Source organism: Rhizobium rosettiformans (genome assembly GCF_016806065.1).
Taxonomy (GTDB): domain Bacteria; phylum Pseudomonadota; class Alphaproteobacteria; order Rhizobiales; family Rhizobiaceae; genus Allorhizobium.
Map to the genome: position 1 here is coordinate 3364960 of NZ_CP032405.1, position 22076 is coordinate 3387035.

20 protein-coding genes, 1 tRNA gene and 1 riboswitch are annotated in these 22076 nt (G+C 62.5%); of the genes, 19 read left to right on the plus strand and 2 right to left on the minus strand.

Annotated elements, in window-relative coordinates; genetic code table 11:
- Positions 1-8: 8 nt before the first annotated feature.
- The 7 genes from D4A92_RS16525 (at position 9) to cobO (ending at position 8930) form a co-directional block, all read left to right on the plus strand.
- A complete protein-coding gene (locus tag D4A92_RS16525) occupies positions 9-815 on the plus strand; it encodes an ATP12 family chaperone protein (protein WP_203015717.1) in 807 nt (268 codons plus the stop codon).
- A gap of 63 nt (positions 816-878) precedes the next feature.
- Positions 879-1697 (plus strand): hypothetical protein, encoded by an 819-nt coding sequence (locus D4A92_RS16530; protein WP_203015725.1) that lies wholly within the window; start codon positions 879-881, stop codon positions 1695-1697.
- A gap of 66 nt (positions 1698-1763) precedes the next feature.
- Positions 1764-2137, plus strand: a riboswitch (cobalamin riboswitch).
- A 185-nt stretch (positions 2138-2322) separates the two neighbouring features.
- A complete protein-coding gene (gene cobU / locus D4A92_RS16535) occupies positions 2323-2853 on the plus strand; it encodes a bifunctional adenosylcobinamide kinase/adenosylcobinamide-phosphate guanylyltransferase (protein WP_203015734.1) in 531 nt (176 codons plus the stop codon).
- 3 nt (positions 2854-2856) lie between these two features.
- On the plus strand, positions 2857-3933 hold the full coding sequence (gene cobW, locus D4A92_RS16540) for a cobalamin biosynthesis protein CobW (RefSeq protein WP_203015742.1): 1077 nt from the start codon (positions 2857-2859) through the stop codon (positions 3931-3933).
- 3 nt (positions 3934-3936) lie between these two features.
- Complete coding sequence (gene cobN / locus D4A92_RS16545; protein ID WP_203015744.1) at positions 3937-7797, plus strand: cobaltochelatase subunit CobN; 3861 nt, start codon at positions 3937-3939, stop codon at positions 7795-7797.
- Positions 7798-7816: 19 nt separating this feature from the next.
- Complete coding sequence (locus tag D4A92_RS16550; RefSeq protein WP_246754119.1) at positions 7817-8212, plus strand: GFA family protein; 396 nt, start codon at positions 7817-7819, stop codon at positions 8210-8212.
- 85 nt (positions 8213-8297) lie between these two features.
- Positions 8298-8930 (plus strand): cob(I)yrinic acid a,c-diamide adenosyltransferase, encoded by a 633-nt coding sequence (gene cobO / locus D4A92_RS16555; protein ID WP_203015754.1) that lies wholly within the window; start codon positions 8298-8300, stop codon positions 8928-8930.
- Positions 8931-8933: 3 nt separating this feature from the next.
- Here cobO and D4A92_RS16560 read toward each other — a convergent pair whose 3' ends face one another.
- Positions 8934-9719, minus strand: a complete 786-nt coding sequence (locus tag D4A92_RS16560; protein ID WP_203015762.1) for a TSUP family transporter — start codon at positions 9717-9719, stop codon at positions 8934-8936.
- A 349-nt stretch (positions 9720-10068) separates the two neighbouring features.
- On the opposite strand from D4A92_RS16560, the gene D4A92_RS16565 reads away from it, so the two are divergent.
- From D4A92_RS16565 to D4A92_RS16605, 9 genes are all read left to right on the plus strand, one after another.
- Positions 10069-11448 carry a sirohydrochlorin chelatase gene (locus tag D4A92_RS16565; RefSeq protein ID WP_203015764.1) on the plus strand — a complete coding sequence of 460 codons (1380 nt, stop codon included), beginning with the start codon at positions 10069-10071 and terminating at the stop codon, positions 11446-11448.
- On the plus strand, positions 11448-12566 hold the full coding sequence (locus D4A92_RS16570; RefSeq protein ID WP_203015766.1) for a hypothetical protein: 1119 nt from the start codon (positions 11448-11450) through the stop codon (positions 12564-12566). Before D4A92_RS16565 ends, D4A92_RS16570 begins: the two co-directional genes overlap by 1 nt.
- Positions 12563-13207, plus strand: coding sequence for a precorrin-8X methylmutase (locus D4A92_RS16575; RefSeq protein WP_203015775.1), 645 nt, complete (start codon positions 12563-12565; stop codon positions 13205-13207). The genes D4A92_RS16570 and D4A92_RS16575 overlap by 4 nt, the downstream gene beginning before the upstream one ends.
- Positions 13200-14441 carry a precorrin-6y C5,15-methyltransferase (decarboxylating) subunit CbiE gene (cbiE, locus tag D4A92_RS16580; protein ID WP_203015777.1) on the plus strand — a complete coding sequence of 414 codons (1242 nt, stop codon included), beginning with the start codon at positions 13200-13202 and terminating at the stop codon, positions 14439-14441. Before D4A92_RS16575 ends, cbiE begins: the two co-directional genes overlap by 8 nt.
- Complete coding sequence (gene cobI, locus D4A92_RS16585; protein WP_203015779.1) at positions 14438-15175, plus strand: precorrin-2 C(20)-methyltransferase; 738 nt, start codon at positions 14438-14440, stop codon at positions 15173-15175. The genes cbiE and cobI overlap by 4 nt, the downstream gene beginning before the upstream one ends.
- Positions 15175-17016 carry a precorrin-3B C(17)-methyltransferase gene (gene cobJ / locus D4A92_RS16590; protein WP_203015797.1) on the plus strand — a complete coding sequence of 614 codons (1842 nt, stop codon included), beginning with the start codon at positions 15175-15177 and terminating at the stop codon, positions 17014-17016. Before cobI ends, cobJ begins: the two co-directional genes overlap by 1 nt.
- Positions 17013-17789, plus strand: coding sequence for a precorrin-4 C(11)-methyltransferase (gene cobM / locus D4A92_RS16595; protein ID WP_203015799.1), 777 nt, complete (start codon positions 17013-17015; stop codon positions 17787-17789). The genes cobJ and cobM overlap by 4 nt, the downstream gene beginning before the upstream one ends.
- The gene (locus tag D4A92_RS16600; RefSeq protein ID WP_203015801.1) at positions 17782-18237 is read left to right on the plus strand and encodes a hypothetical protein; all 456 of its coding nucleotides are present in this window, start codon (positions 17782-17784) and stop codon (positions 18235-18237) included. Before cobM ends, D4A92_RS16600 begins: the two co-directional genes overlap by 8 nt.
- Positions 18238-18358: 121 nt before the next feature.
- Positions 18359-19324: a nucleoside hydrolase gene (locus D4A92_RS16605; RefSeq protein ID WP_203015804.1), complete on the plus strand. Its 966-nt coding sequence runs from the start codon at positions 18359-18361 to the stop codon at positions 19322-19324.
- A gap of 84 nt (positions 19325-19408) precedes the next feature.
- On the opposite strand, the gene D4A92_RS16610 is transcribed toward D4A92_RS16605, so the two are convergent.
- Positions 19409-19555 carry a DUF1127 domain-containing protein gene (locus D4A92_RS16610; RefSeq protein WP_006728511.1) on the minus strand — a complete coding sequence of 49 codons (147 nt, stop codon included), beginning with the start codon at positions 19553-19555 and terminating at the stop codon, positions 19409-19411.
- A 572-nt stretch (positions 19556-20127) separates the two neighbouring features.
- Here D4A92_RS16610 and D4A92_RS16615 point away from each other — a divergent pair.
- The 3 genes from D4A92_RS16615 (at position 20128) to D4A92_RS16625 (ending at position 22043) form a co-directional block, all read left to right on the plus strand.
- On the plus strand, positions 20128-21237 hold the full coding sequence (locus D4A92_RS16615) for a DUF2157 domain-containing protein (protein WP_203015806.1): 1110 nt from the start codon (positions 20128-20130) through the stop codon (positions 21235-21237).
- On the plus strand, positions 21234-21809 hold the full coding sequence (locus D4A92_RS16620) for a GDYXXLXY domain-containing protein (RefSeq protein ID WP_203015808.1): 576 nt from the start codon (positions 21234-21236) through the stop codon (positions 21807-21809). The genes D4A92_RS16615 and D4A92_RS16620 overlap by 4 nt, the downstream gene beginning before the upstream one ends.
- A gap of 149 nt (positions 21810-21958) precedes the next feature.
- Positions 21959-22043: transfer RNA gene (locus D4A92_RS16625), tRNA-Leu, on the plus strand.
- The last annotated feature ends 33 nt before the right edge of the window (positions 22044-22076 follow it).

Below are 22076 nucleotides of genomic sequence, written 5' to 3' on the forward strand. Positions count from 1 at the left end.
AGCTCTTGATGCGCGACGAACTCAGCCAGGACATTTTCGGGACCTTCATTCCGGAGCCCAGCCATGAGGATCCGGTGCGCCGGGCGCAGATCCAGATGAAGCGGCCGCTGCCGAAGCGCTTTTATGAGAGCGTCGGGATCGAGACCCGCGACGACGGCTTCTCCATTACGCTGGACGGAAAGTCGGTGAAGACGCCGGCGAAGAACCTCCTGACGCTGCCCACCCGTGAGGCAGCAGAACTCGTGGTCGCCGAATGGGCGGGGCAGGGCGAGTTCATCGATCCCGCGACCATGCCGATCACCAAACTCGCGAATACCGCCATCGACGCCGTTTCGAACAGTCTGGACGAAGTGTTCGACGAGATCGTCCGTTTCGCAGGCACTGATCTTCTCTGCTACCGCGCCGACGGCCCGAAAGAACTGATCGACCGTCAGTCGGCTCGCTGGGACCCACTGCTTGGCTGGATCTCGACCGCGCACGGCGCCCGCTTCATCCTCGTCGAGGGCGTGATGCATCAGGAGCAACCGAAGGAAGCCATTGCTGCTTACGCGCGCGCTCTCGAGCGTTACCGCGATACTTTCCAGATCTCCTGCCTCAACGTGGTAACCACGCTGACGGGCTCGGCTGTGCTGACCCTTGCCTTTGCCGAGGGCGCCTTCGATCTGGACGAAGTCTGGTCGCTTGCCCATCTCGACGAGGACTGGACCATCGAGCATTGGGGTTCTGATGCCGAAGCCGAAGCGCGTCGTGAGGCCCGTTACGGCGAGTTCGCATCGGCAGCGTCACTCTTCGCGACCCTTCAGGCGGCAAGTTAACTCTACACTAACCATAAATGGCGAATTCTCGGGCAGGTTCAGAATCACCTGTCCGGGGTCGTCATGTTCGCTTGCAGCCTTCGCATTGCCGTCGCCATGGGCTTCGCCCTGCTGCTCGCATCCTGCTCTGTCTTCTTCGGGCGCAGCATTGACCGTCCATTGGTCTACTACGTCCGCAACGTGACGGTCATGGCCGATGCGCGCATCCCGCTCGACCTCATCGAAAGCGTCGATCGCCGTGTCTCCGCTGCGATTGCAGCAACGCGTCCTCCTGCGGGTGCCGAGCGCGTCGTCCTGCTGGTCAAGATCGATCGCCTGGGATTTGGCGAGGGCGCCCGTCGGCGTCTCGCCCAGGCGAAGTTCACGGTAACAGCGACATCGGTCGAAACCGGGCAACCGGTCGCCCAGGGCGTATTCACCGTCAACAGCCCAACGGACGACCCGCGTTGGGCGCGTCAGGCGCTGGCGGAAGAGGTCGCAGCCCGGATCCGCTTTGCCTTCTCCCTGACCACGCCGCGTGTCCGCAAGCCCCTGCCGCAGCGAACCATTTCCACGCGGCTCGCTTCGGAACCGCCGCCGATAATTGTGCCGAACGCTCGGGCGGCATCGCCACGCGCTGCCTCGGCAGCGCCGCAGGCGGCGCCGCGTAAGCCTTCTGCTCTGACTACCCAGAATACGGCAGTTCCTCCGCCACCGCGTGAAATGGCGGCACCACCCGTGGCCGAGGTGCAGCCGCCGCAGCCCGCAGCCCCCGCACAACCTGCGCGTCGCGCCGCCGACATCGGCAAGGGTACGCCGGTCGAACAGGGAGCCGTGGGTACCATTCGCCTGCGGCCGGATTGCGACCCAGCCGTCACGCCGGACTGCTCCGCAAGCCCTTGATCGACCCTCGTGCGCAATGACGCAGCTCTCCGCCGCAGCTGTGATTGACTCGGCTTCGACCTCGGCCTAATCCTCGTGCTGGATGGTTTCCGAACGGCAGAGATGTTGTCCGGAGAGCAAAAGGGAATGCGAAGGCGTGGACCCCAACCGGGCACGCCGAACGCAGCCGACCCCGCGACTGTATTGCAGCGAGGGTTCTCCATCCGCTCTGCCGTTTCAAGTGGCAACAGGTCGCAGGGTGCGGCCGGCCGCTGAAAAACGGCAGGACGGAAAAGCCACTGGGGTGGCAACACGATCAGCCGGGGCAGGACGCCTCTTATTCTACGAATCGTCCGCTCTTTCGTGTTGCTAGCTAACCCTGGGAAGGCGAGGAGAACCCGACGGTCCTTTAAAGACCACGACCTGCGAGCCAGGAGACCTGCCATCCACGGGCATGGTGCCCACACTGGGGAGGTCTCCCCGTTGCCAGCACGGAGGTTGTCGTGGCGACACATTGTTTCGACGGGTCCTTGCGGTCCCGTGGATGTCCGTCCGTATCTGCGGGCAGGGCATCTCCTGATATTTCGTGCATGTTTGATGCATGCGCAGCAGGGCATCTGCGCGCGGTTGGGGGCCATGGCACTCCATGACCGCATCCCAATCCCGATCCATCCTGGTTCTCGGTGGCGCACGCTCGGGCAAGTCACGCTTTGCCGAGGGATTAGCGCGCGATACGCGCTTCGACAGGTTTTACCTCGCCACTGGCCGTGCCTGGGACGACGAGATGCGCGCCCGCATCGAGAGCCACAAGGCCGACCGAGCCAATGACGGCTGGACGACGCATGAGGAGCCGCTGGATCTCGTCGGGGTACTGAAGACGCTCGACAAGCCCGAGCGGGTGATCCTCGTCGACTGCCTGACGCTCTGGGTCACCAATCTGATGATGGAGGAAGGCCGTGACGTCGACGCAGACAGCGCGGCACTCGCCGCCAGTCTTGGGGAACTCAAGGCCACCATCATCTTCGTCTCCAATGAAGTCGGCCTCGGCATCGTGCCCGAAAACAAGATGGCCCGCGCCTTCCGCGACCATGCCGGCCGTCTCCACCAAGCCATCGCCGCAGAGGCGGCTGAAGTCTATTTTATCGCGGCGGGCTTGCCGTTGAAAATGAAGGGTTGAACCATGTTGCAGCAAAAGATCCCCGCCACCGTCATCACCGGCTTCCTCGGGGCCGGCAAGACCACCATCATCCGCAACATGCTGATGAATGCCGGCGGCAAGAAGATCGCGCTGATCATCAATGAATTCGGCGATCTCGGCGTCGATGGCGATGTGCTGAAGGGTTGCGGCGCTGACAATTGCACCGAAGACGACATCATCGAACTCACCAATGGCTGCATCTGCTGCACGGTTGCCGACGACTTCGTGCCGACCATGCAGAAGCTGCTCGACCGCGACGTGAAGCCCGACCATATCGTCATCGAGACCTCAGGTCTCGCTTTGCCGCAGCCGCTGGTCGCCGCCTTCAACTGGCCGGATATCCGCACCCGCGTCACTGTCGATGGTGTTGTTACCGTCGTCGACAGCGCGGCTGTTGCCGCCGGTCGTTTCGCCGATGACCACGATGCGGTTGCTGCCCAGCGCGCCGAGGACGACAATCTCGACCACGAAAGCCCGATCGAGGAACTGTTCGAGGACCAGCTGACCTGCGCCGACCTGATCGTCCTCAACAAGACAGATCTGCTGGATGCCGCCGGCATCGCCGCCGTACGCGCCGAGGTGACTGGCCGCACCAGCCGCAAGCCCTCGATGATCGAGGCGAAGAACGGCGAAGTGCCCTCGCTCGTGCTGCTCGGCATTGGCGCCAGCACCGAAGACGACATCGAGAACCGGAAGTCGCATCACGAGCTGGAGCACGAGGCGCTGCATGCCTCGGGCGAAGACCACGATCATCATCACGATCACGACGAATTTGAAAGCTTCGTCCTGAAGCTTGGTGCGATCAAAGACGCGTCCGATTTCATCGATCGCCTGAAGCCTGTGATCGAGAAACACGACATCCTGCGCCTCAAAGGTTTCATCGACGTGCCGGGCAAGCCGATGCGCCTCGTCATCCAGGCCGTCGGCACCCGCATCGAAACCTATTTCGACCGCCCCTGGACATCGGCTGAAAAGCGCGAAACGCGCATCGTCGTCATCGGCCTGCATGAATGGGACTTCGGTTCTGTGGTCGAGGACGTTCAGGCGGCGGCTGGCTGATCCATGCATCTCCTGCTTGCCCAGAAGGGATCGATCAGCGACGGCGACGAGGCGATCGATCTCGGCCAGACGCCAGGGGACGTGCTGTTCCTCTCGGCGGCCGATACGGAGCTGGCTGCGATCGCGGCCGCCGTGCAGGCGAGGGGCGGAGAGGCGGTTCGCTGGCGGCTCGCCAGCCTGATGACGCTCAAGCATCCGATGTCGGTCGATACCTATATCGAGCGCACGGCACGCCATGCGCGGCTGATCGTGGTCAGGGCGCTAGGTGGGGCGAGTTACTTTCACTATGCGCTGGAGGCGCTGCACGCCTCAGCCCGTCGCAGCGGCGCGGTCATCGTCGTGCTGCCGGGTGACGACAAGCCGGATGAGGGACTTTTGCCATTCCAGGCCTGTGCGGAGGACGATCGCCAGGCTCTCTGGACCTACCTGACCGAAGGCGGGGCGGGCAATGCCTCGGCTTTCGTGTCCTATGCCGAGGCTATTCTCGACGATACCGACCGTCCGGAACCGGCGCGTCCGCTGCTGAAGGCCGGCATCTGGTGGTCGGGCAGGGGTGTGATCGGGGTTGAGGAGTGGGAGAGGCTGGCCTCTCCTTCTCCCCGTCTAGGGGGAGAAGGTGCCCGGAGGGCGGATGAGGGGCAAAGCACCGAGCAAGACCAGCCTCTCACCCTGACTCTCTCCTTGGCTGCAGGGATAGGCAAGATTGCTCCCCTCTGCTTCTACCGTGCCCTCGTCCAGAGCGGCGAAACGGCACCCGTCGAAGCCATGGTCGAAGCCTTGAAGTCTGAGGGATTGATCCCGCTTCCTGTCTTCGTCTCGAGCCTCAAGGACCAGGTCTCGGTCGATACACTGCGCGCCGTTTTCACGCGCTTTCCACCAGCAGTCGTCATCAACACCACCGGTTTCGCTGTCTCGACCCCAGGCGCGGAAAAGCCTTCGACGGTGCTCGACGAGACCGGTGCCGTGGTGCTGCAGGCGATCTTCTCCTCCTCGCCGCGCGCCACCTGGGAGAACTCGACACAGGGCCTCAGCGCCCGCGATCTGGCGATGAGCGTCGCCCTGCCGGAAGTCGACGGCCGGGTACTGACCCGCGCCGTCTCGTTCAAGTCCAAGGCGCGCTTCGACGAGCGGGTCGAGGCCAACCTGGTGAGCCACGAGCCGGATGCCGGCCGCATGCGTTTTGTCGCCGAACTCGCCGCCAACTGGGCGAAGCTTCGGTCGGCCGAGCCTGCAGACCGTCGAGTGGCGCTTGTTATGGCCAACTACCCGAACCGCGATGGCCGCCTCGGCAACGGGGTCGGACTGGATACGCCCGCCGGCACGATGGAGGTCATGCGCGCCATGCGCGACGCCGGCTACGACGTCGCTGATCTGCCCGCTGACGGCGATATGTTGATGCAGGCCTTGATGGCCGGGCCGACCAATGCGGCGAATGACGGACGCGTTATTCGCGAACGCCTTTCCGTCAGTAATTACATAAAGTTCTTCGAGGATCTTCCCAAAGAAGTTCAGGAGCGCGTCACCACGCGCTGGGGCGCGCCAGAGAGTGATCCCTTCTATCTCGACGGTGCCTTCGCGCTGCCGCTAATGCGCTTCGGCAAGCTCATGATCGGCATCCAGCCGGCGCGTGGCTACAATATCGATCCCAAGGAAAGCTATCATTCGCCGGACCTCGTGCCGCCGCATGGCTACCTCGCCTTCTACGCCTTCCTCCGGCGGGAATTCGCCGCTCAAGCGGTGATCCACATGGGCAAACACGGTAATCTCGAATGGCTACCGGGCAAGGCGTTGGCGCTGTCGGAAACCTGTTTCCCCGAGGCCGTCTTCGGCCCGTTGCCACATCTCTATCCCTTCATCGTCAACGACCCCGGCGAGGGGACCCAGGCCAAGCGCCGCAGCTCCGCCGTCATTATCGACCACCTGACGCCGCCGCTGACGCGCGCCGAGAGCTACGGCCCGCTGAAGGATCTGGAGGCACTGGTCGACGAGTATTACGAAGCCTCGGGCGGCGACCCGCGCCGTCTGGTGCTGTTAAAGAAGCAGATCCTTGAGCTGATCGCCGACATCGGCCTCGACCAGGATGCCGGCATCGCCAAGGGCGAGGCGGATGACCAGGCGCTCGAAAAGCTCGACGCCTATCTCTGCGACCTCAAGGAAATGCAGATCCGCGACGGCTTGCATATCTTCGGGCTCGCGCCAGAGGGTCGGTTGCTGACCGATCTCGTCATCGCGCTGGCCCGGGTGCCACGCGGCCAAGGCGAGGGCGGTGATGCTAGTTTGCAGCGGGCGATTGCTGGAGATTTGCTCAAGACGAAAGGCTTCGACCCCCTCGATTGCGTCATGTCCGATCCGTGGACCGGGCCACGCCCCACGATCCTGTCCTTCATCACTGACGCCCCCTGGCGCACGGCGGGTGACACCGTCGAGCGTATCGAACTCCTCGCCGCAAAGCTCGTCGCCGGTGACCTCTCTTGCCCAGATGATTGGCTGCGCACCCAAGCCGTCCTCGCCGAGATCGATACCCGCCTGAAACCCGCCGTCGTATCCTCCGGCCCCGCCGAGATCGATGGCCTGCTTAAGGGCCTCGCCGGCCACTTCGTTTCCCCTGGCCCCTCAGGCGCGCCAACGCGCGGTCGACCTGATGTCCTGCCCACGGGACGTAACTTCTACTCTGTCGACAGCCGTGCTGTTCCCACACCGGCGGCTTACGAACTCGGCAAGAAATCCGCCGAGCTTTTGATCCAGCGTTATGTCCAGGATCACGGCGAATGGCCGACATCCTTCGGCATCACCGCCTGGGGCACGTCTAACATGCGGACCGGCGGCGATGATATCGCGCAAGCCTTGGCCCTCATTGGCGTCAAGCCGCTCTGGGACATGGCCTCGCGGCGCGTTACCGGCTTCGAGGTGATCCCGATGGCGATGCTCGGCCGGCCGCGAGTCGACGTCACGCTGCGTATCTCCGGCTTCTTCCGCGATGCCTTCCCAGAGCAGATCGCGCTCTTCGACAAGGCGGTGCGGGCGGTAGCGGCACTTGAAGTAGCGGCACTTGAAGAGGACGAGGAAGATAATCCGATCGCCGCACGTGTGCGGGCCGAAACCGAAAAGCTGAGAGGTGAAGGGCTGGACGAAAAACAGGCCGCGCGCCGCGCCGGCTACCGCGTCTTCGGTTCCAAGCCCGGCGCCTATGGGGCTGGCCTGCAGGCGTTGATCGACGAAAAGGGCTGGGCCGAGCGCGCCGATCTCGCCGAGAGCTATCTCGTCTGGGGTGGCTACGCCTATGGCGCGGGCGAGGAGGGCAAGGCGGAACGTGGTTTGTTCGAGGAGCGTTTACGTTCGGTCCAGGCCGTGGTCCAGAACCAGGACAATCGCGAACACGACCTGCTCGACAGCGACGACTACTACCAGTTCGAGGGCGGTATGACGGCAGCGGTCGAACACGTCGCGGGTGTAAGGCCCAAGGTCTATCACAACGACCATTCGCGGCCGGAAAAGCCCGTGATCCGGAGCCTCGAAGAGGAGATAGGCCGGGTCGTGCGCGCCCGTGTGGTCAATCCGAAGTGGATCGAAGGCGTCATGCGCCATGGTTACAAGGGCGCCTTCGAGATCACCGCAACGGTCGATTACATGTTTGCCTTTGCAGCCACCACGGGTGCCGTACGCGACCACCATTTCGAAGCCGTCTACCAGGCATTTATCCTCGACGAACGGGTGCGCGATTTCATGGCCGAGAAGAATGCCCCGGCCCAGAAGGAGCTCGCCGAGCGGCTGATCGAGGCGATCGAACGGGGCTTGTGGACGCCGAAGAGCAATTCGGCCAAGTTCAGATTGGGCGAAATGGTCGATGGAGAGTTGCATGTCTGACGTTCAGCAGAGTGGCCCGATGGCCTTGCGGGGGCATTGCCTGTGTGGAGGTGTGCGCTTCCGTACCTCTGGACCCGTCCGCAGCTCTGGTCATTGCCATTGCGAGAGCTGCCGCAGGGCTGCCTCTTCACCTGTAACGACCTTCTTCACCGTTCCGCGCGACAGCGCGCGCTTCGAAGGAGACAGTCTGCACTTTTACGCCTCATCCGCGGGTGTGCGGCGCGGCTTCTGCGGCAATTGCGGATCGCCCATGTCATTCGAGACTGAGCGGCGCCCTGATGATATCGATTTCTACGTCGCGAGCCTTGCTGATGGGCTTTCCGTAGCGATCCGCGAGCACTGGCACTGGGACGAGCGCGTCGACTGGCTCAACATAGTGGACGACTTGCCAAAGGGGCGAGGTGGCGTCTCTTGAAGACGGGTAGAGGGCGCGGTCACCGTTGTAGTAAACCGCAACCCATCTGGTTCGCAAAAAAAATCAATAGTTCCGGGAGTATGACATGACTGAGGAAACCATTGCCACCGCCGAGAGCGATCTCGCCCGCCACGCGGAAAAGATGGCCAAGAAGAAGGCTGCGCGCGACAAGATCATGGCGACGAAGACCGGCGAGAAGGGCCTGATCATCGTTCATACCGGCAAGGGCAAGGGCAAGTCGTCTGCTGCCTTCGGCATGATTTTCCGACACATCGCACACGGCAAGAAATGCGCCGTGGTCCAGTTCATCAAGGGCGCCATGTCAACAGGCGAACGGGACATGATCCTCAAGCATTTCTCGGATCTCTGCGACTTCCACACCATGGGTGAAGGCTTCACCTGGGAGACACAGGACAAGGCCCGCGACATAGAAATGGCTCAGGCCGCCTGGGAGAAGGCCAAGGAACTGATCCGCGATCCCTTGAATTCCATGGTGCTGCTCGATGAGGTGAACATCGCCATCCGCTACGACTATATCGATCTCGCCGAAGTGCTGGAATTCCTGGCGACAGAGAAACCGCCGATGACTCATGTCGTCTTGACTGGTCGCAACGCCAAGGACGAGCTGATTGAACTTGCCGATCTCGTGACGGAGATGGAACTGGTAAAGCACCCCTTCCGCTCGGGCATCAAGGCTCAGATCGGCGTGGAGTACTGAACCTCAGGCCCCGAGCCAAACACGGATCGGGTTGGTCGGGTCCGCCAGCAGTCGGATGGCGAGTGCGACGCAGGTAACGACCAGCAGCGGCTTGATGATCTTGGCGCCCTTGCGCATGGCGAAACGCGAACCGGTCTGGGCGCCGAGGAACTGGCCGACGCCCATCAGGAGGCCGACTTTCCAGAGCACCACGCCGCTGGCGACGAAGATCAGGAAGGCGCCGAGATTCGAGCCGAGGTTCAGAAGTTTCGTATGCGCCGTTGCCTTCAGCATGCCGAAGCCGGCAAGCGAGACGAAGGCGAGCATGAAGAACGAGCCGGTGCCGGGGCCGAAGACGCCGTCATAGAGGCCGATCAGCGGCACAAGCGTTACACCGAAGATGAAGGGCGTCATGCGCTGATGGCGGTCTTCGTCGGAAATGTTCGGCTTCAGCGCAAAATAGAGCGCGATGGCGACCAGCAGGAAGGGCATCAGCACCCGCAGCACGTCGCCTGGCACAACGGTTGCGATCAAGGCACCGATGGCGCCACCGATCACTGCCATGACAGCCATCGGCAGCTGCTTTTTCAGATCCACGTGACCTTTGCGCGCATAGGCGAGCGTTGCCGACCCTGCGCCGAACATCGACTGCAGCTTGTTGGTGCCGAGCGTTTCCAGTGGCGGAATGCCCGCGATCAGCATGGCCGGAATGGTGATCAGCCCGCCGCCACCCGCAATCGAATCGATGAAGCCGGCGATGAAGGCGGCAATGAACAGCAGCAGCAGGGCTTGTAAGGCGAGATCGGCCACGGGGAGACTCGTGAAGGGTGAGGGAAGGTGGCGCCGTTGTGGACCAAACGCCCCGGCTGTGCAACCGTGCGAGGCCATGTCGTGCAGGTCGCACAAGGGACATTCTGTGAACTGCCGCTTCCGTCACACAAAGCGCCGCAATCCGGTTTGACCGTTTGATAAGGCTTCGATAAAGCTCGTGGTAATGTGCGACGGCGCCTGTTCGACAGGCTGGAAATAGTCCGGTGCGGCCGACCCAATCAGGGGGCCAATTCCGGAGCTGTCCCAAAGGCCATGGACCACACCTTGCGAGGTGGATGGTTCGGCGCTTCGTACAGGCAGAAAAAACGAAGCAGGGAGGCCTTTGTCTATGGCGGAAAAACTCGGAATCATGGTCTGCGGCCACGGCAGCCGTAACCAGAATGCGGCGAAGGAGTTCGCCGTGATCGCGGAGGCGCTGCGCGCCCGCAATCCCGACATGCCGGTCGAGTACGGCTATCTTGAGTTCTGCAACCCGGTCATTTCGGCCGGTCTCGACAGCCTGCGTGAACAGGGTGTGACCCGCGTGCTGGCCGTTCCCGGCATGCTGTTTGCCGCCGGCCACGCCAAGAACGACATTCCCTCGGTTCTCAACACATACCAGGCGCAAAACCCCGGCATGGTGGTCAATTACGGCCGCGAACTCGGCATCGACTTGAAGATGATCCGTGCTGCTGGAGACCGCATCCAGACGGCCGTCGACGAGGCGAACGAGACATTAGGTTTCGTCGACAAGCACGAGACGCTGTTGACGGTCGTCGGTCGCGGCTCGTCTGATCCTGATGCCAATTCCAATGCCACCAAGGTCATGCGCATGCTCTGGGAAGGCATGGGCTTCGGCTGGGGGGAGACCTGTTACTCCGGCGTCACCTTCCCACTGGTCGAGCCGGGCCTGACCCATGCCGCCAAGCTCGGCTACAAGCGCATCGTCGTGTTCCCGTATTTCCTTTTCACCGGCGTGCTGGTGAAGCGCATCTACAGCTACACCGACGAGGTGGCAGCGCGACATCCCGAGATCCAGTTCGTCAAGGCGAGTTACCTCAATGATCACCCGCTGGTTCTGGATGCCTTCCAGGATCGCGTTCGGGAAATCCTCGAAGGCGCGGCTGTCATGAATTGCCAGATGTGCAAGTACCGCGAACAGGTGCTCGGCTTCGAAGCCGATGTCGGTCAGCGCCAGGAGAGCCACCATCACCATGTCGAGGGTATCGGCGGCGGGCTGGAAAACTGTCCTTGCAAGGGAGATTGTGATGCCTCCTGCCGCGATCCGGATTTCTGTCGCGAACACGGCCTGCCGTGGACGCCGGTGCACAGCCACGCCGAGCCGGCACCGCTGAAACCCGTGCCGGTGGCTGAGGCCTTCGACTATGCAGCGTCCTTCACGCTGGGCGGCAAATACGCAGCTCTCAAGGACAAGACGCCGGACCCCGAGCTGCAGGCCGTGATGGACACCCCATCCTCGGGCAAGGCGGCGCATCACGAGCATGGACCGAACTGTGGCTGTGGCCACCACGACCATGATCATGGGCACGACCACAGTCATGACCATGGGCACGACCATCACCATGATGGCCATGATCACGGCCATCACAATCATGCTCATGGGCACGCACATGAGCATGGCCATTCGCATGGTCACGATCACCACCATGCGGCTTATCCCCATGCCGACCATCCGCTGGGGCCGAAGTCTATGCAGAAGAAAAAGTAATGCCGCTCTTCGATCGCATCCTGATCGTCGACTGGTCCGGTGCCGGACAACCGGTCACCGGCAAGAACTCGCTCTGGGCCTGCCTCGCCCGGCGCGAGGGCGATCGCTGTGAGATCGAGTGGAACGAGAATTTTTCGACCCGTCACGCCTTCATGCAGCGGCTTGATGCGGTGGTCGGCGCAGCCGTTGCCGAAGGCAAACGCCTGCTCTGCGGCTTCGACTTCGCCTTCGGCTATCCGGCCGGCACCGCCGAGCGGCTGACGGGGGTGCCACACTGGCGTGCCCTCTGGCGCAAGATCGCCGATGAAATCGAGGATGCGCCTGACAACCGCAACAACCGCTTCGATCTCGCCTCGCGCTGGAACGCAACGCATTTTGCCGGTGAGCCTCGGTTTTGGGGACGCCCGCACCAGCATGCCTATGCCGATCTCTCCGACAAGAAGCCGCCGGCGCCGACAAAGGCACCGCTTGCCTTTCGCAGATCTGAGCAGTTCGCCAAGGGGGCTAAGTCCGTCTGGCAACTGACCTATAATGGCTCCGTCGGTAGCCAGACACTGCTCGGGATCGCACGGCTGTCGCGCTTCCTCGACGAAAGCAGCTACGCTGAACACGTCGCCGTCTGGCCGTTCGAAACCGACTTTGCCACGGCTTTCGAAAAGCCCGTCGTCTTCGCGGAAATCTACCCCTCGCTCTTCACGCTGGCCTCTCAGGACGAGGTGAAGGATCAGGCGCAGGTCCGCACCGTCGCCGAGGCCTTTCTACGCTTCGATGCGGACGGGCGGCTTCCTAGGCTGCTGGATCGTCCGCCGATGCTGACCGAAGAAGAGGTGTCAACGTCTATTGCCGAGGAGGGCTGGGTGCTCGGGATCGGGCATCGGGAGCTGGAGATCGCGGGTGGGGATACCCCCCTCTGGCCTGCCGGCCATCTCTCCCACAAGGGGGGGGAGCGGACTGCGGTGGCCGCCGATATCGCCGCTGATATCGATAGTCTATCCGCAACCGCCGGGGCTGCCTTGGGCGACCATGTAGCTGTGGCCGAGGCCGCCACACGGCACCACCCACTCTCCCCCCTTGTGGGGGAGATGTCGCGCAGCGACAGAGGGGGGTATCCCCGATGACGTCGCCCCTCGACTACATCCGCGACCCCGCCGAAATCTACCGCCAGTCCTTCGCCACCATCCGCGCGGAAGCCGCACTCGATCGTTTCCCCACGGTCCTCCAGCCACTGGTCATTCGCCTCATCCATGCCTGCGGCATGGTCGATCTCGCCGATGATATCAGATGGTCGGCCGGTGCCTTCGAGGCCGGTGCCGCAGCGCTTGAAAAGGGGGCTCCAGTTCTTGTCGATGTCGAGATGGTCCGCCACGGCGTGATCCGCCGGCTGCTTCCGGCCGAAAACGAGATCCTATGCCTGTTGAATGACGAGCGCGTGCGGCCCAAGGCCGAGGAGATTGGCAATACCCGCTCCGCTGCCCAGGTTGATCTCTGGGACGAACATCTCGGAGGGGCAGTGGTCGCGATCGGCAACGCGCCGACGGCGCTCTTCCGTCTTCTGGAGCGCATCGATGCGGGCGCGCCCAAGCCGGCAATCATCCTCGGTTTGCCCGTCGGCTTCGTTGGTGCCGCTGAAAGCAAGGACGAACTGATCGCCGATTCCAGAGGCATCCCTTACATTGCCGTGCGTGGTCGCCGTGGCGGTTCGGCCATGGCCTCGGCAGCAGTCAACGCCTTGGCGGGAGGGCTCGGCACCAATGTCTGACGCGCAGCACACCCCTTGGCTCACCATCATCGGCATCGGAGACAACGGGCTTGAAAGCCTCACCCCCGAGGCGCAGGCGGTCGTCTGGCAGGCGGAAACGCTTGTTATTGGCGAACGGCTCGATGCCGTCATCGATGGATCGAACCTGCCGGATCTGAAGCGAATCCTGACCTGGGGTGCGGGCTTCCGCGAGACGCTTACGGAAATCCTTAAACTGCGTGGCACGCCCGTAACGATACTGGCCACCGGCGACCCCATGCATTTCGGCATTGGTGCCACACTCCGGCGATATGTGGCGGCAGACGAAATGTTCGTCCTGCCGAGCCCGTCCGCCTTTTCGCTCGCCGCTGCCCGGCTCGGCTGGCCGCTGCAATCGGTGACGCAGATCTCGCTGCATGGCCGCCCGCTCGCCTTCCTCAATCGCCACGTCATGCCGCGCGCACGCATCCTGGCGCTGACCTCCGATGCTTCCACCGCGCAGGCCGCTGCCGTGCTTCTGGCGGAGCGCGGCTTCGGCGCTTCCGTGCTGCAGGTGCTCGAACATATGGGCGGGACGAAAGAGCGTATCTTGCGGATGACGGCGCTGGAAATGGCCGAGACATGCCCGGTCATTTCGGATTTCAACACGCTAGCTATCGATTGTGCCTGGGATGGGCCGCTTCTGGCTCCTGTGCCGGGCCTGCCCGATGACGCCTTCCGTCATGATGGACAGCTGACCAAACGCGAGATCCGCGCGGCGACGCTGGCCCAACTCGCGCCTTTTCCGAATGCTCGTCTCTGGGATGTCGGCGCCGGCTGCGGTTCGATTGCGATTGAATGGATGCGCTCTGGCATGGGCACCAGGGCAATCGCGATCGAGGCGAAACCCGAGAGACTGGCGATGATCCGCGAGAATGCCGAAATCCTCGGCGTGCCTGACCTCGATGTGGTCGAAGGCGAGGCGCCAGCGGTGCTGTCGGGCTTGAAGACCCCGGACGTGATCTTCATCGGCGGCGGCATCAGCGGCGAGGGGCTGTTCGAGGCCTGCTGGGAAGCGCTTGCCCCCGGCGGACGGCTGGTCGCAAATGCCGTGACGATAGAAGGCGAGGCGCGTCTCGTCGATCTCCGCAGCCGCCATGGTGGCGAACTCGCCCGCATCCAGGTGGCACGCGCTGCCCCGGTTGGCCGCTACTGCGGCTGGAAGTCGCTGATGCCGGTGACGATGTGGACGGTTGTAAAGGGAGAGGCTGAATGACCGGGAAACTCTATGGCCTCGGGCTCGGGCCCGGCGATCCGGAACTGCTGACCTTGAAGGCGCATCGCATCCTGACGCAGTGCCCGGTCGTCGCCTATCCCGCGCCCGATACCGGCCCAAGCTTTGCCCGCCAGATCGCGGCTCCCTACCTGACGGCTGCCCAGCTGGAAGTGCCGATCATCGTGCCGATGCGGGTCGAGCGCTTCCCAGCTCAGGACATCTACACCAAGGCTGCCGAGACGCTGTCGCATCATCTGGACGCCGGATCGGATGTCGCTGTCCTTTGCGAGGGCGATCCCTTCTTCTACGGCTCCTTCATGTATCTGTTCGAGCGGCTCGCGGATCGTTACCCGACCGAGGTCGTGCCCGGTGTCTCCTCGATGACGGCAGCGGCCGCCGGCCTGGGCCGACCGCTCGCTGCCCGCAACGATGTGCTGACCGTCCTGCCGGGACCGCTCTCGGATCAAGAGCTCGCCGCCCGTATCGAGGCGTCGGGTGCTGTCGCCATCATCAAGCTCGGCCGGCATTTCGCGCGTATCCGCACGCTGATCGAAAGCCTCGGGCTGACCGCCCAGGCGGGATATGCGGAACGCGTCAGCCTTGCCGAACAGAAGCTGACGCCGCTTGCCGACGTGGCAGAGGACACCGCGCCCTATTTCTCGATGATCCTCATCTACAAGGGTGAGGAGCGCTGGCATCCGGCACTCGCCAAGACGCTGGGAAGCGGGATCTGATGACTGACATCTCCGCATCACCCGCCACACCCGCCGTCGTCATCCTGAGTGCATCAGCCGCGTCCCTTGGCCGCCGCATCGCGGAGCAGATCGGGGGGGAATTGCATGCCGCCGCCGCCCGCGTCGCGGAGGCGGATGTGCGGTTTACCTCTGCGAAGAATCATATCCAGGCGCTGTTTGCCGCCGGCCGGCCGATCGTTGCCGTCATGGCCTCTGGCGCTTTGATCCGGCTGCTCGCCCCTGTGCTGTCAGACAAAAACTCGGAACCGCCGGTGCTCGCGGTGGCGGAAGATGGCTCCTCCGTCGTGCCTTTGCTCGGTGGTCACCACGGCGCCAACGATCTCGCGCGGAAAACTGCCGACCCCCTCGGCGCTCACGCCGCCATCACCACGGCTGGCGATCTCAGGTTCGGGTTAGCGCTCGATCAGCCTCCTCAAAGCTATGTGCTTGCCAATCAGCAGAATGCCAAGGCCGTCATGGCGGAGCTTGTGGCGGGTGCGGGCGTGCGGCTCGGGGGAGCATCCGCCGCCTGGCTCACCCAATCAAGACTTCCATTTGAACAAGAGGCCCGCGTGACGCTCTCCGTGACCGACCAACATAAGACCGCAGGCGAGCTGGAACTCGTCTATCACCCGAAGACGCTGGTGCTCGGTATGGGCTGTGAGCGGCATGCAAAGCCGGAAGAAGCGATCGCACTCGCCGAGGAAGCGCTCGCCAACGGTGGTTTCGCCCCTGCAAGCATCGCTGCCGTCTGCTCGATCGACCTGAAGGCCGACGAAACGGCAATCCACACCGTGGCCGCCCATTTCGGAGTGCCGGCCCGGTTCTTCAGCGCAGCCACGCTCGAAGCCGAGGCGCCTCGCCTGAAGAACCCGTCCGAGGTCGTCTTTGCCGAAGTCGGCTGCCATGGCGTAGCGGAAGGGGCAGCGCTTGCGGCTGTCGGCGCGTCCGGCAACCTCGTTGTCGAGAAGATCAAGTCCAAGGGCGCCACAGCCGCGATTGCGAGGGCCGCTGATATCATCGACCCGAAGACGGTAGGCCGTGCCCGCGGCACGCTTTTCGTCGTCGGCATCGGTCCGGGTTCGGAGGGCTGGCGCTCGCCCGAGGTCTCGCGCATGGTTGCGGCCTCAACCGATCTCGTCGGTTACTCGCTCTATCTCGACCTGCTCGGGCCTCTGGCGGACGGCAAGACCCGCCACGATTTCGATCTCGGCAAGGAAGAGGCGCGCGTCGTGCATGCCATGGAACTGGCCGGGCAGGGTAAGACCGTGGCGCTGGTCTGCTCGGGTGACGCCGGCATCTATGCCATGGCAACGCTGGTGTTCGAGCTCTTCGACAAGGGGGGAATCACCGATGCCGCAAGCCGGATCGAAGTGCAGGTTTCGCCCGGCATTTCCGCACTCCAGGCCGCCGCTGCCCGCATCGGCGCGCCGCTCGGCCATGACTTCTGCACCATCTCGCTCTCGGACCTTCTGACCCCCTGGGAGCATATCCAGCGCCGGGTAAAGGCGGCAGGCGAGGGCGATTTTGTCATCGCCTTCTACAATCCCGTCTCGATGAAGCGCCGCACGCAGCTCGCCTATGCCCGCGATGAATTGTTGAAGTATCGCCCGGCCACGACCCCCGTCATCCTCGCCACCAATCTCGGCCGCGAGGGCGAGAACGTCCGCACTGTGCCGCTTGGAGAATTGAACGTCGACGACGTCGACATGCTGACCGTCGTGGTGGTCGGCTCCTCGGAAAGCCGGACGGTGACGACGGGCGACGGCAAGACCTGGGTCTACACGCCACGCGGATATTCCGGGAAGGCAGACACTGGCATGAAGGGAAGTGAAGCATGACCGTCTATTTCATCGGCGCCGGGCCCGGAGCCCCCGATCTAATCACCGTGCGTGGCCTGCGCCTCATCGAGCGCTGCCCGGTCTGCCTTTATGCCGGCTCGCTGGTGCCGGAGGAGATCGTCGAGGCAGCACCAGAGGATGCCCTCGTCAAGGACACAGCTCCCATGCATCTCGACGAGATCATCGCCGAGATCGAGGCAGCCCATGAACGCGGCGAGGACGTCGCGCGCGTGCATTCCGGTGATCCCTCGATCTACGGCGCGATTGCGGAACAGATGCGCCGGCTCGATGCGGCAGGCATTCCCTATGACGTCGTGCCGGGTGTGCCGGCCTTTGCCGCGACCGCAGCACGGCTCAAGACCGAGCTGACGCTGCCGGAGATCGCCCAGACGGTCATCGTCACCCGCACCGAGATGAAGGCATCCTCGATGCCGGAATTTGAGACCCTGGAGATTTTGGGCAAATCCAGGGCGACGCTCGCGATCCATCTGTCGATCCGCAATCTCACCCATATCCGCGATACGCTGACGCCCTATTATGGCGAGGATTGCCCCGTGGTGATCGCCTATCGCTCGACCTGGCCGGATGAACTCTTCATCCGCACGACGCTCAAGGACATGGCCGAGGAAGTGCGCAAGGCGAAGATCACGCGGACCGCCTTGATCATGGTCGGCAAGGTCTTCGGCCATGTCGAGTTCCGCGACAGCGATCTCTATAATTCCGACTTCAGCCATGTGCTGCGCAATGTCGGGAAGAAGAAGGCTCGTGGCTGAAGCAGTGCGTCGGCGTCACGTAAGTTCGCTCATCGGCCGATATGCCGTCTTTCTCGCCGCATTCCTCGCCGGCTGTATTGTCACAGTGGCCACGGCATTCGTCTATCTCTTGGTCTACATGTCGCAAGGGCCGCTCAGGGAGTTCAGGAGCTATCTCGGCTACAACGTGATCGACAGCGGCACCGCCTGGCAATGGACCTTCAACATCATGTTGTGGGCGCTACCGGCGATTCCGCTCTGCCGCCTGATTCTGGGAGCAATGAGTGGCGTGCGACCGGCATGGTGGCGGATGGGTGTCGGCTACATGGCCCTCGGGCTTGTCATTTACGGTTTCGGCCAGCTTGCCTATGCCACCAACATCGATCGCGTCCTGCTGCGCGTAACCGGTTTGATTGTCATCCTGACAGCTGGCTATTGGTTCACCTGCCGTTGGATGGTCAGGCCGTGACGCCCGGATTCTAGGGCCGCAAGTCTGATCGGCGAATTCGCTGAAGAGCCGCCTTGATCGCTTTCCCGTTCACGGGGATTGGGATATGTAACGCGTTTCCCTGATACAGGACGTCACATTCATGCATAAAGTCATCTTCGATACGGATCCTGGCGTCGACGACGCCATGGCGCTCCTCTTCCTGCACCATCACCCCGACATCGACCTCCTTGGCATCACCACGGTCTTCGGCAATGCCGAGATCGATGTGACCACGCGCAACGCGCTTTATCTGAAGCGTGAATGGAAGATCGATTCACCCGTGTCGCGCGGTGCTGGCGAGACCTTCATCCCGCATCGCGTGAGCCATGCGCCGCCAAAATTCATCCATGGCGATGATGGCCTCGGCAATATCGGCGTGCCTGAGGTGACGGATGTCCATCCCGATCCGCGCCCCGCCCATCGCTTCATCGTTGAAACGGTCCGCGCCAATCCGGGCGAGGTGACCATCGTTGCCGTCGGCCGCATGACGAACCTTGCCAATGCGCTGAAGGAAGACCCCGAGATCGTCAATCTGGTGAAGGAGATCGTCATCATGGGCGGCGCCTTCGACGTCAACGGCAACGTGACGCCGGCCGCCGAAGCTAATATCCACGGTGACCCGGAAGCGGCAGACGTGGTGATGACAGCAAAATGGCCCGTCGTCGTTGTTGGCCTCGACGTCACAATGCAGACGGTGATGACGCGTTCGCAGCTCGCCGACATCCGAGACGCCGCCGGCACCAGCCGCGCACGTCTGCTCTTCGACCTGTCGCAGTTCTACATCGACTTCTACGAGGGCCTGGTCGACGACGGCATGGTCGTTCATGACAGCTGCGCTTGCGTCTATGTCGTGGCACCGGAACTCTTCAAGACCCGCAGCGGCGTCATCCGCGTCGTCTGCGGCGGCATTGCCGACGGCCAGACAATTCAGAAGCCGGATGGCCGTGGATTCGGTCCCTCCGACTGGGATGGCGACCTGCCGAGCCAGAAGATCTGCACCGAGATCGACGCACCGGCGGTTCTGAAGCTCATTCACGATGTTATCGTGTCTGTCCGCGAGGACTGACCGATATCCAGACAAAGAAAAACCCCGGATCTGGGAGGAGATCCGGGGTTTTTCTATTCTGTATCCGACCGAGGTCGGGACCAATCAGCCGTTGACGGCGTGACGGGCAACGCGACGGATGTCTTCGCGGCCAATGCCGAGGTCACGCAGTTCGCGGTCCGACATGCGGCCGAGTTCGGTGATGGTCTGACGATACTTGCGCCAATTGTTGAGCGAGCGAGCGATGTTCATGGGGTCTACCTCTTTGGTGGTTTGGACCCGTCTGTGGGCCCCTTCGAATTTGTTGATGTGAATATATGCTGCGATGCGAAATCATTGAAGACATAATGCGGCAGAGCACCCATGCGTCTTACGCATATCAAACGATTTAACCCATTGTTAACCGATGATTTTTTGTGCGTTTGCCTCAGATCCCATCGTGCATTGTATTTGGGCAGGTCATACGGCAGGCCGCAGTACAAGGCAGTCAGAAGTGGGGAGAAGACAAAAAAATAACGCTCACCGGGGGAGGAGGTCCGGTGAGCGTCATTTTTGCAGACCAACGACTGGGAGGAGGAGTGTCGTTGGCCAATCGATCCCGCTCTGGGAGGAGGAGTGAGCGGGTCGAAGAAGAAGCGCCAGAAGTTCCGTCGCTCTGTTGAGAATGAATATAGGCGACACGTACGACTTTGTGCAGTGCAAAAAGAGCATGGAAGGCATGCGGTTCTTGCATGGGCGGCTGGCTTTAATGCTCTCTGTGCCTTGCTGCTTGTTTTTCTGCCTGTGTCGTTTCAGATTGCCTTCGAATTCAAGGGGGCAGGCAGATGTACAGAGGCAGGTTGAAGCGCGACCTCGACGACTGGGTCAAGCGGGGGCTGATCGACACCGCCACGGCCACAAGGCTGCTCGATGACGTGGATCGCCGCGGCTCGGGCTTCAGCATCGGGTCGATCCTGTCGATGTTCGCAGCCGTCCTGATCGCGGCCTCTCTGTTGATGCTGATCGCCGCCAACTGGGAACTGATTCCCCGGCTGACCAAGGTCGCCGGCATCATCGGTCTGATCTGGATCTTTCATCTGGCGGCGCTGCTTGCAAGAAGCCGCGGCGCCGACCGCATTGCGGCCGCCTCCCTCGTTCTGGGCTCTGCGGCTTTCGGTGGGGCGATTGCGCTGATCGGCCAGTTGTATCACCTCTCGGGCGATACCTTCTCGGCCATGTTCCTGTGGTTTTCGGTGGCCGCCGTTTCGGCAGCCCTCTTCCGGTCGGGCGCGCTGGCCGTGGTGACTGGTGCACTCGCGCTCGTCACTTTCGGCGGCGGGTTCGACAGTTTCGGTTGGGATGTCGGTAGCCATGGCCTCTGGGCCTGGTGGCCGCCATTCGGGGCGGCCTTGGTCTTTGGCCTGTCGCGCTGGACGGCCGCGGACCGGGCCAAACACTTCGGCTACGTGCTTCTCCTCGCATGGATCTGGTGGATGGTCATACTGGAGCGGGGCGAGCTCTACGCCCTTGTCGTGGCCGTCGTCGCGACGCTTCTCTTCCTGGTCCTGACGCTGCCGCGTTCGCCTCTGGCGGACCTGCATCGCAGGCTCGGCGCGTCTGCCAGCTTCTACACCCTGATCATAGCGATGAGCGGCTTCGCCTATGTGCAGGGAAGTGCCATGGATGCGGTGTCGATCGCCGTGCTCGGCATCATCATTTTGGGGCTCTCGATCGCCGCCATCGCCCTGGATGGTCGTGACAATGGAGCGGTGCGTTTGCTTGCCTATGGGGCATTCGCGGCGGAAATTCTCTACCTGTCCTATGAGACGATCGATAGCATCCTTGGCACTTCCGCCTTCTTCCTGCTCTCTGGTCTCGTGGTGGCTGTGCTCGCCTTCGTGGTCGTTCGCCTCGAGAAGCGCTTTTCTCGTCCTGCCGCAGAGGTGAAGTCATGATCGCTGCCAAACCCTTTGCCGCTGTTGCGCTCTTCATCGCTCTCCTCCAGACGGCGATCCTCGGCTACATGATTGAGGGGCGGGCCGGCATCTTGAGGTCGGGAACGGAAGTTCTCTTGAAAACGGCGCCTGTCGATCCGCGTGACCTGCTGCGTGGTTACTACGTGGTGCTGACCTATGACATTTCGTTGGTGTCCATCGACTTGATCAATGGTCCGAGGCCTGAAACCGGGGAGGTGGCCCGACTCCATGTCCGCTTGAAGCCCGGAACGGACGGCTTCTGGAGTGTTGCTGAAGCCTCCTTTGATCCGCTTTCTCCGGAGGATGGCAGTGTGGTGCTGCGCTCCCAGCCCGTCACGATCTATGATTGGCTCTGGCAGAACACCGGAAACCTCACGGTCTCTTATGGCATAGAGCGCTATTACGTGCCTGAAGGCGAAGGCAAGCCGATCGAGGACGGCCGGAACCAGGGACGTGTTTCTGTCGCGGTTCGTGTTTCAGACGAGGGCCAGGCACAGATTCGTGCGCTGATGCTCGATGGCGAACCCCTCTACGAAGAGCCGCTCTACTGAACGGGGCCATTCGCCTGCTGAAATGCCTGTGAAGCATGCCGCGAGCGCCCTGCGACACTGTCATTTTTCCTTTGCGTGGGGGAAAACGGGTGTTATAGAGACGCGCGCTCCGGAGGGGCCATGCGCGAATGCGACATGCGCTTTTGGACGCGGGTATGGTGAAATTGGTAGACACGCCAGATTTAGGTTCTGGTGCCGCAAGGCGTGGGAGTTCAAGTCTCTCTACCCGCACCAGCTAAGCCGCGCGGGATCGACGAGAGAACACCG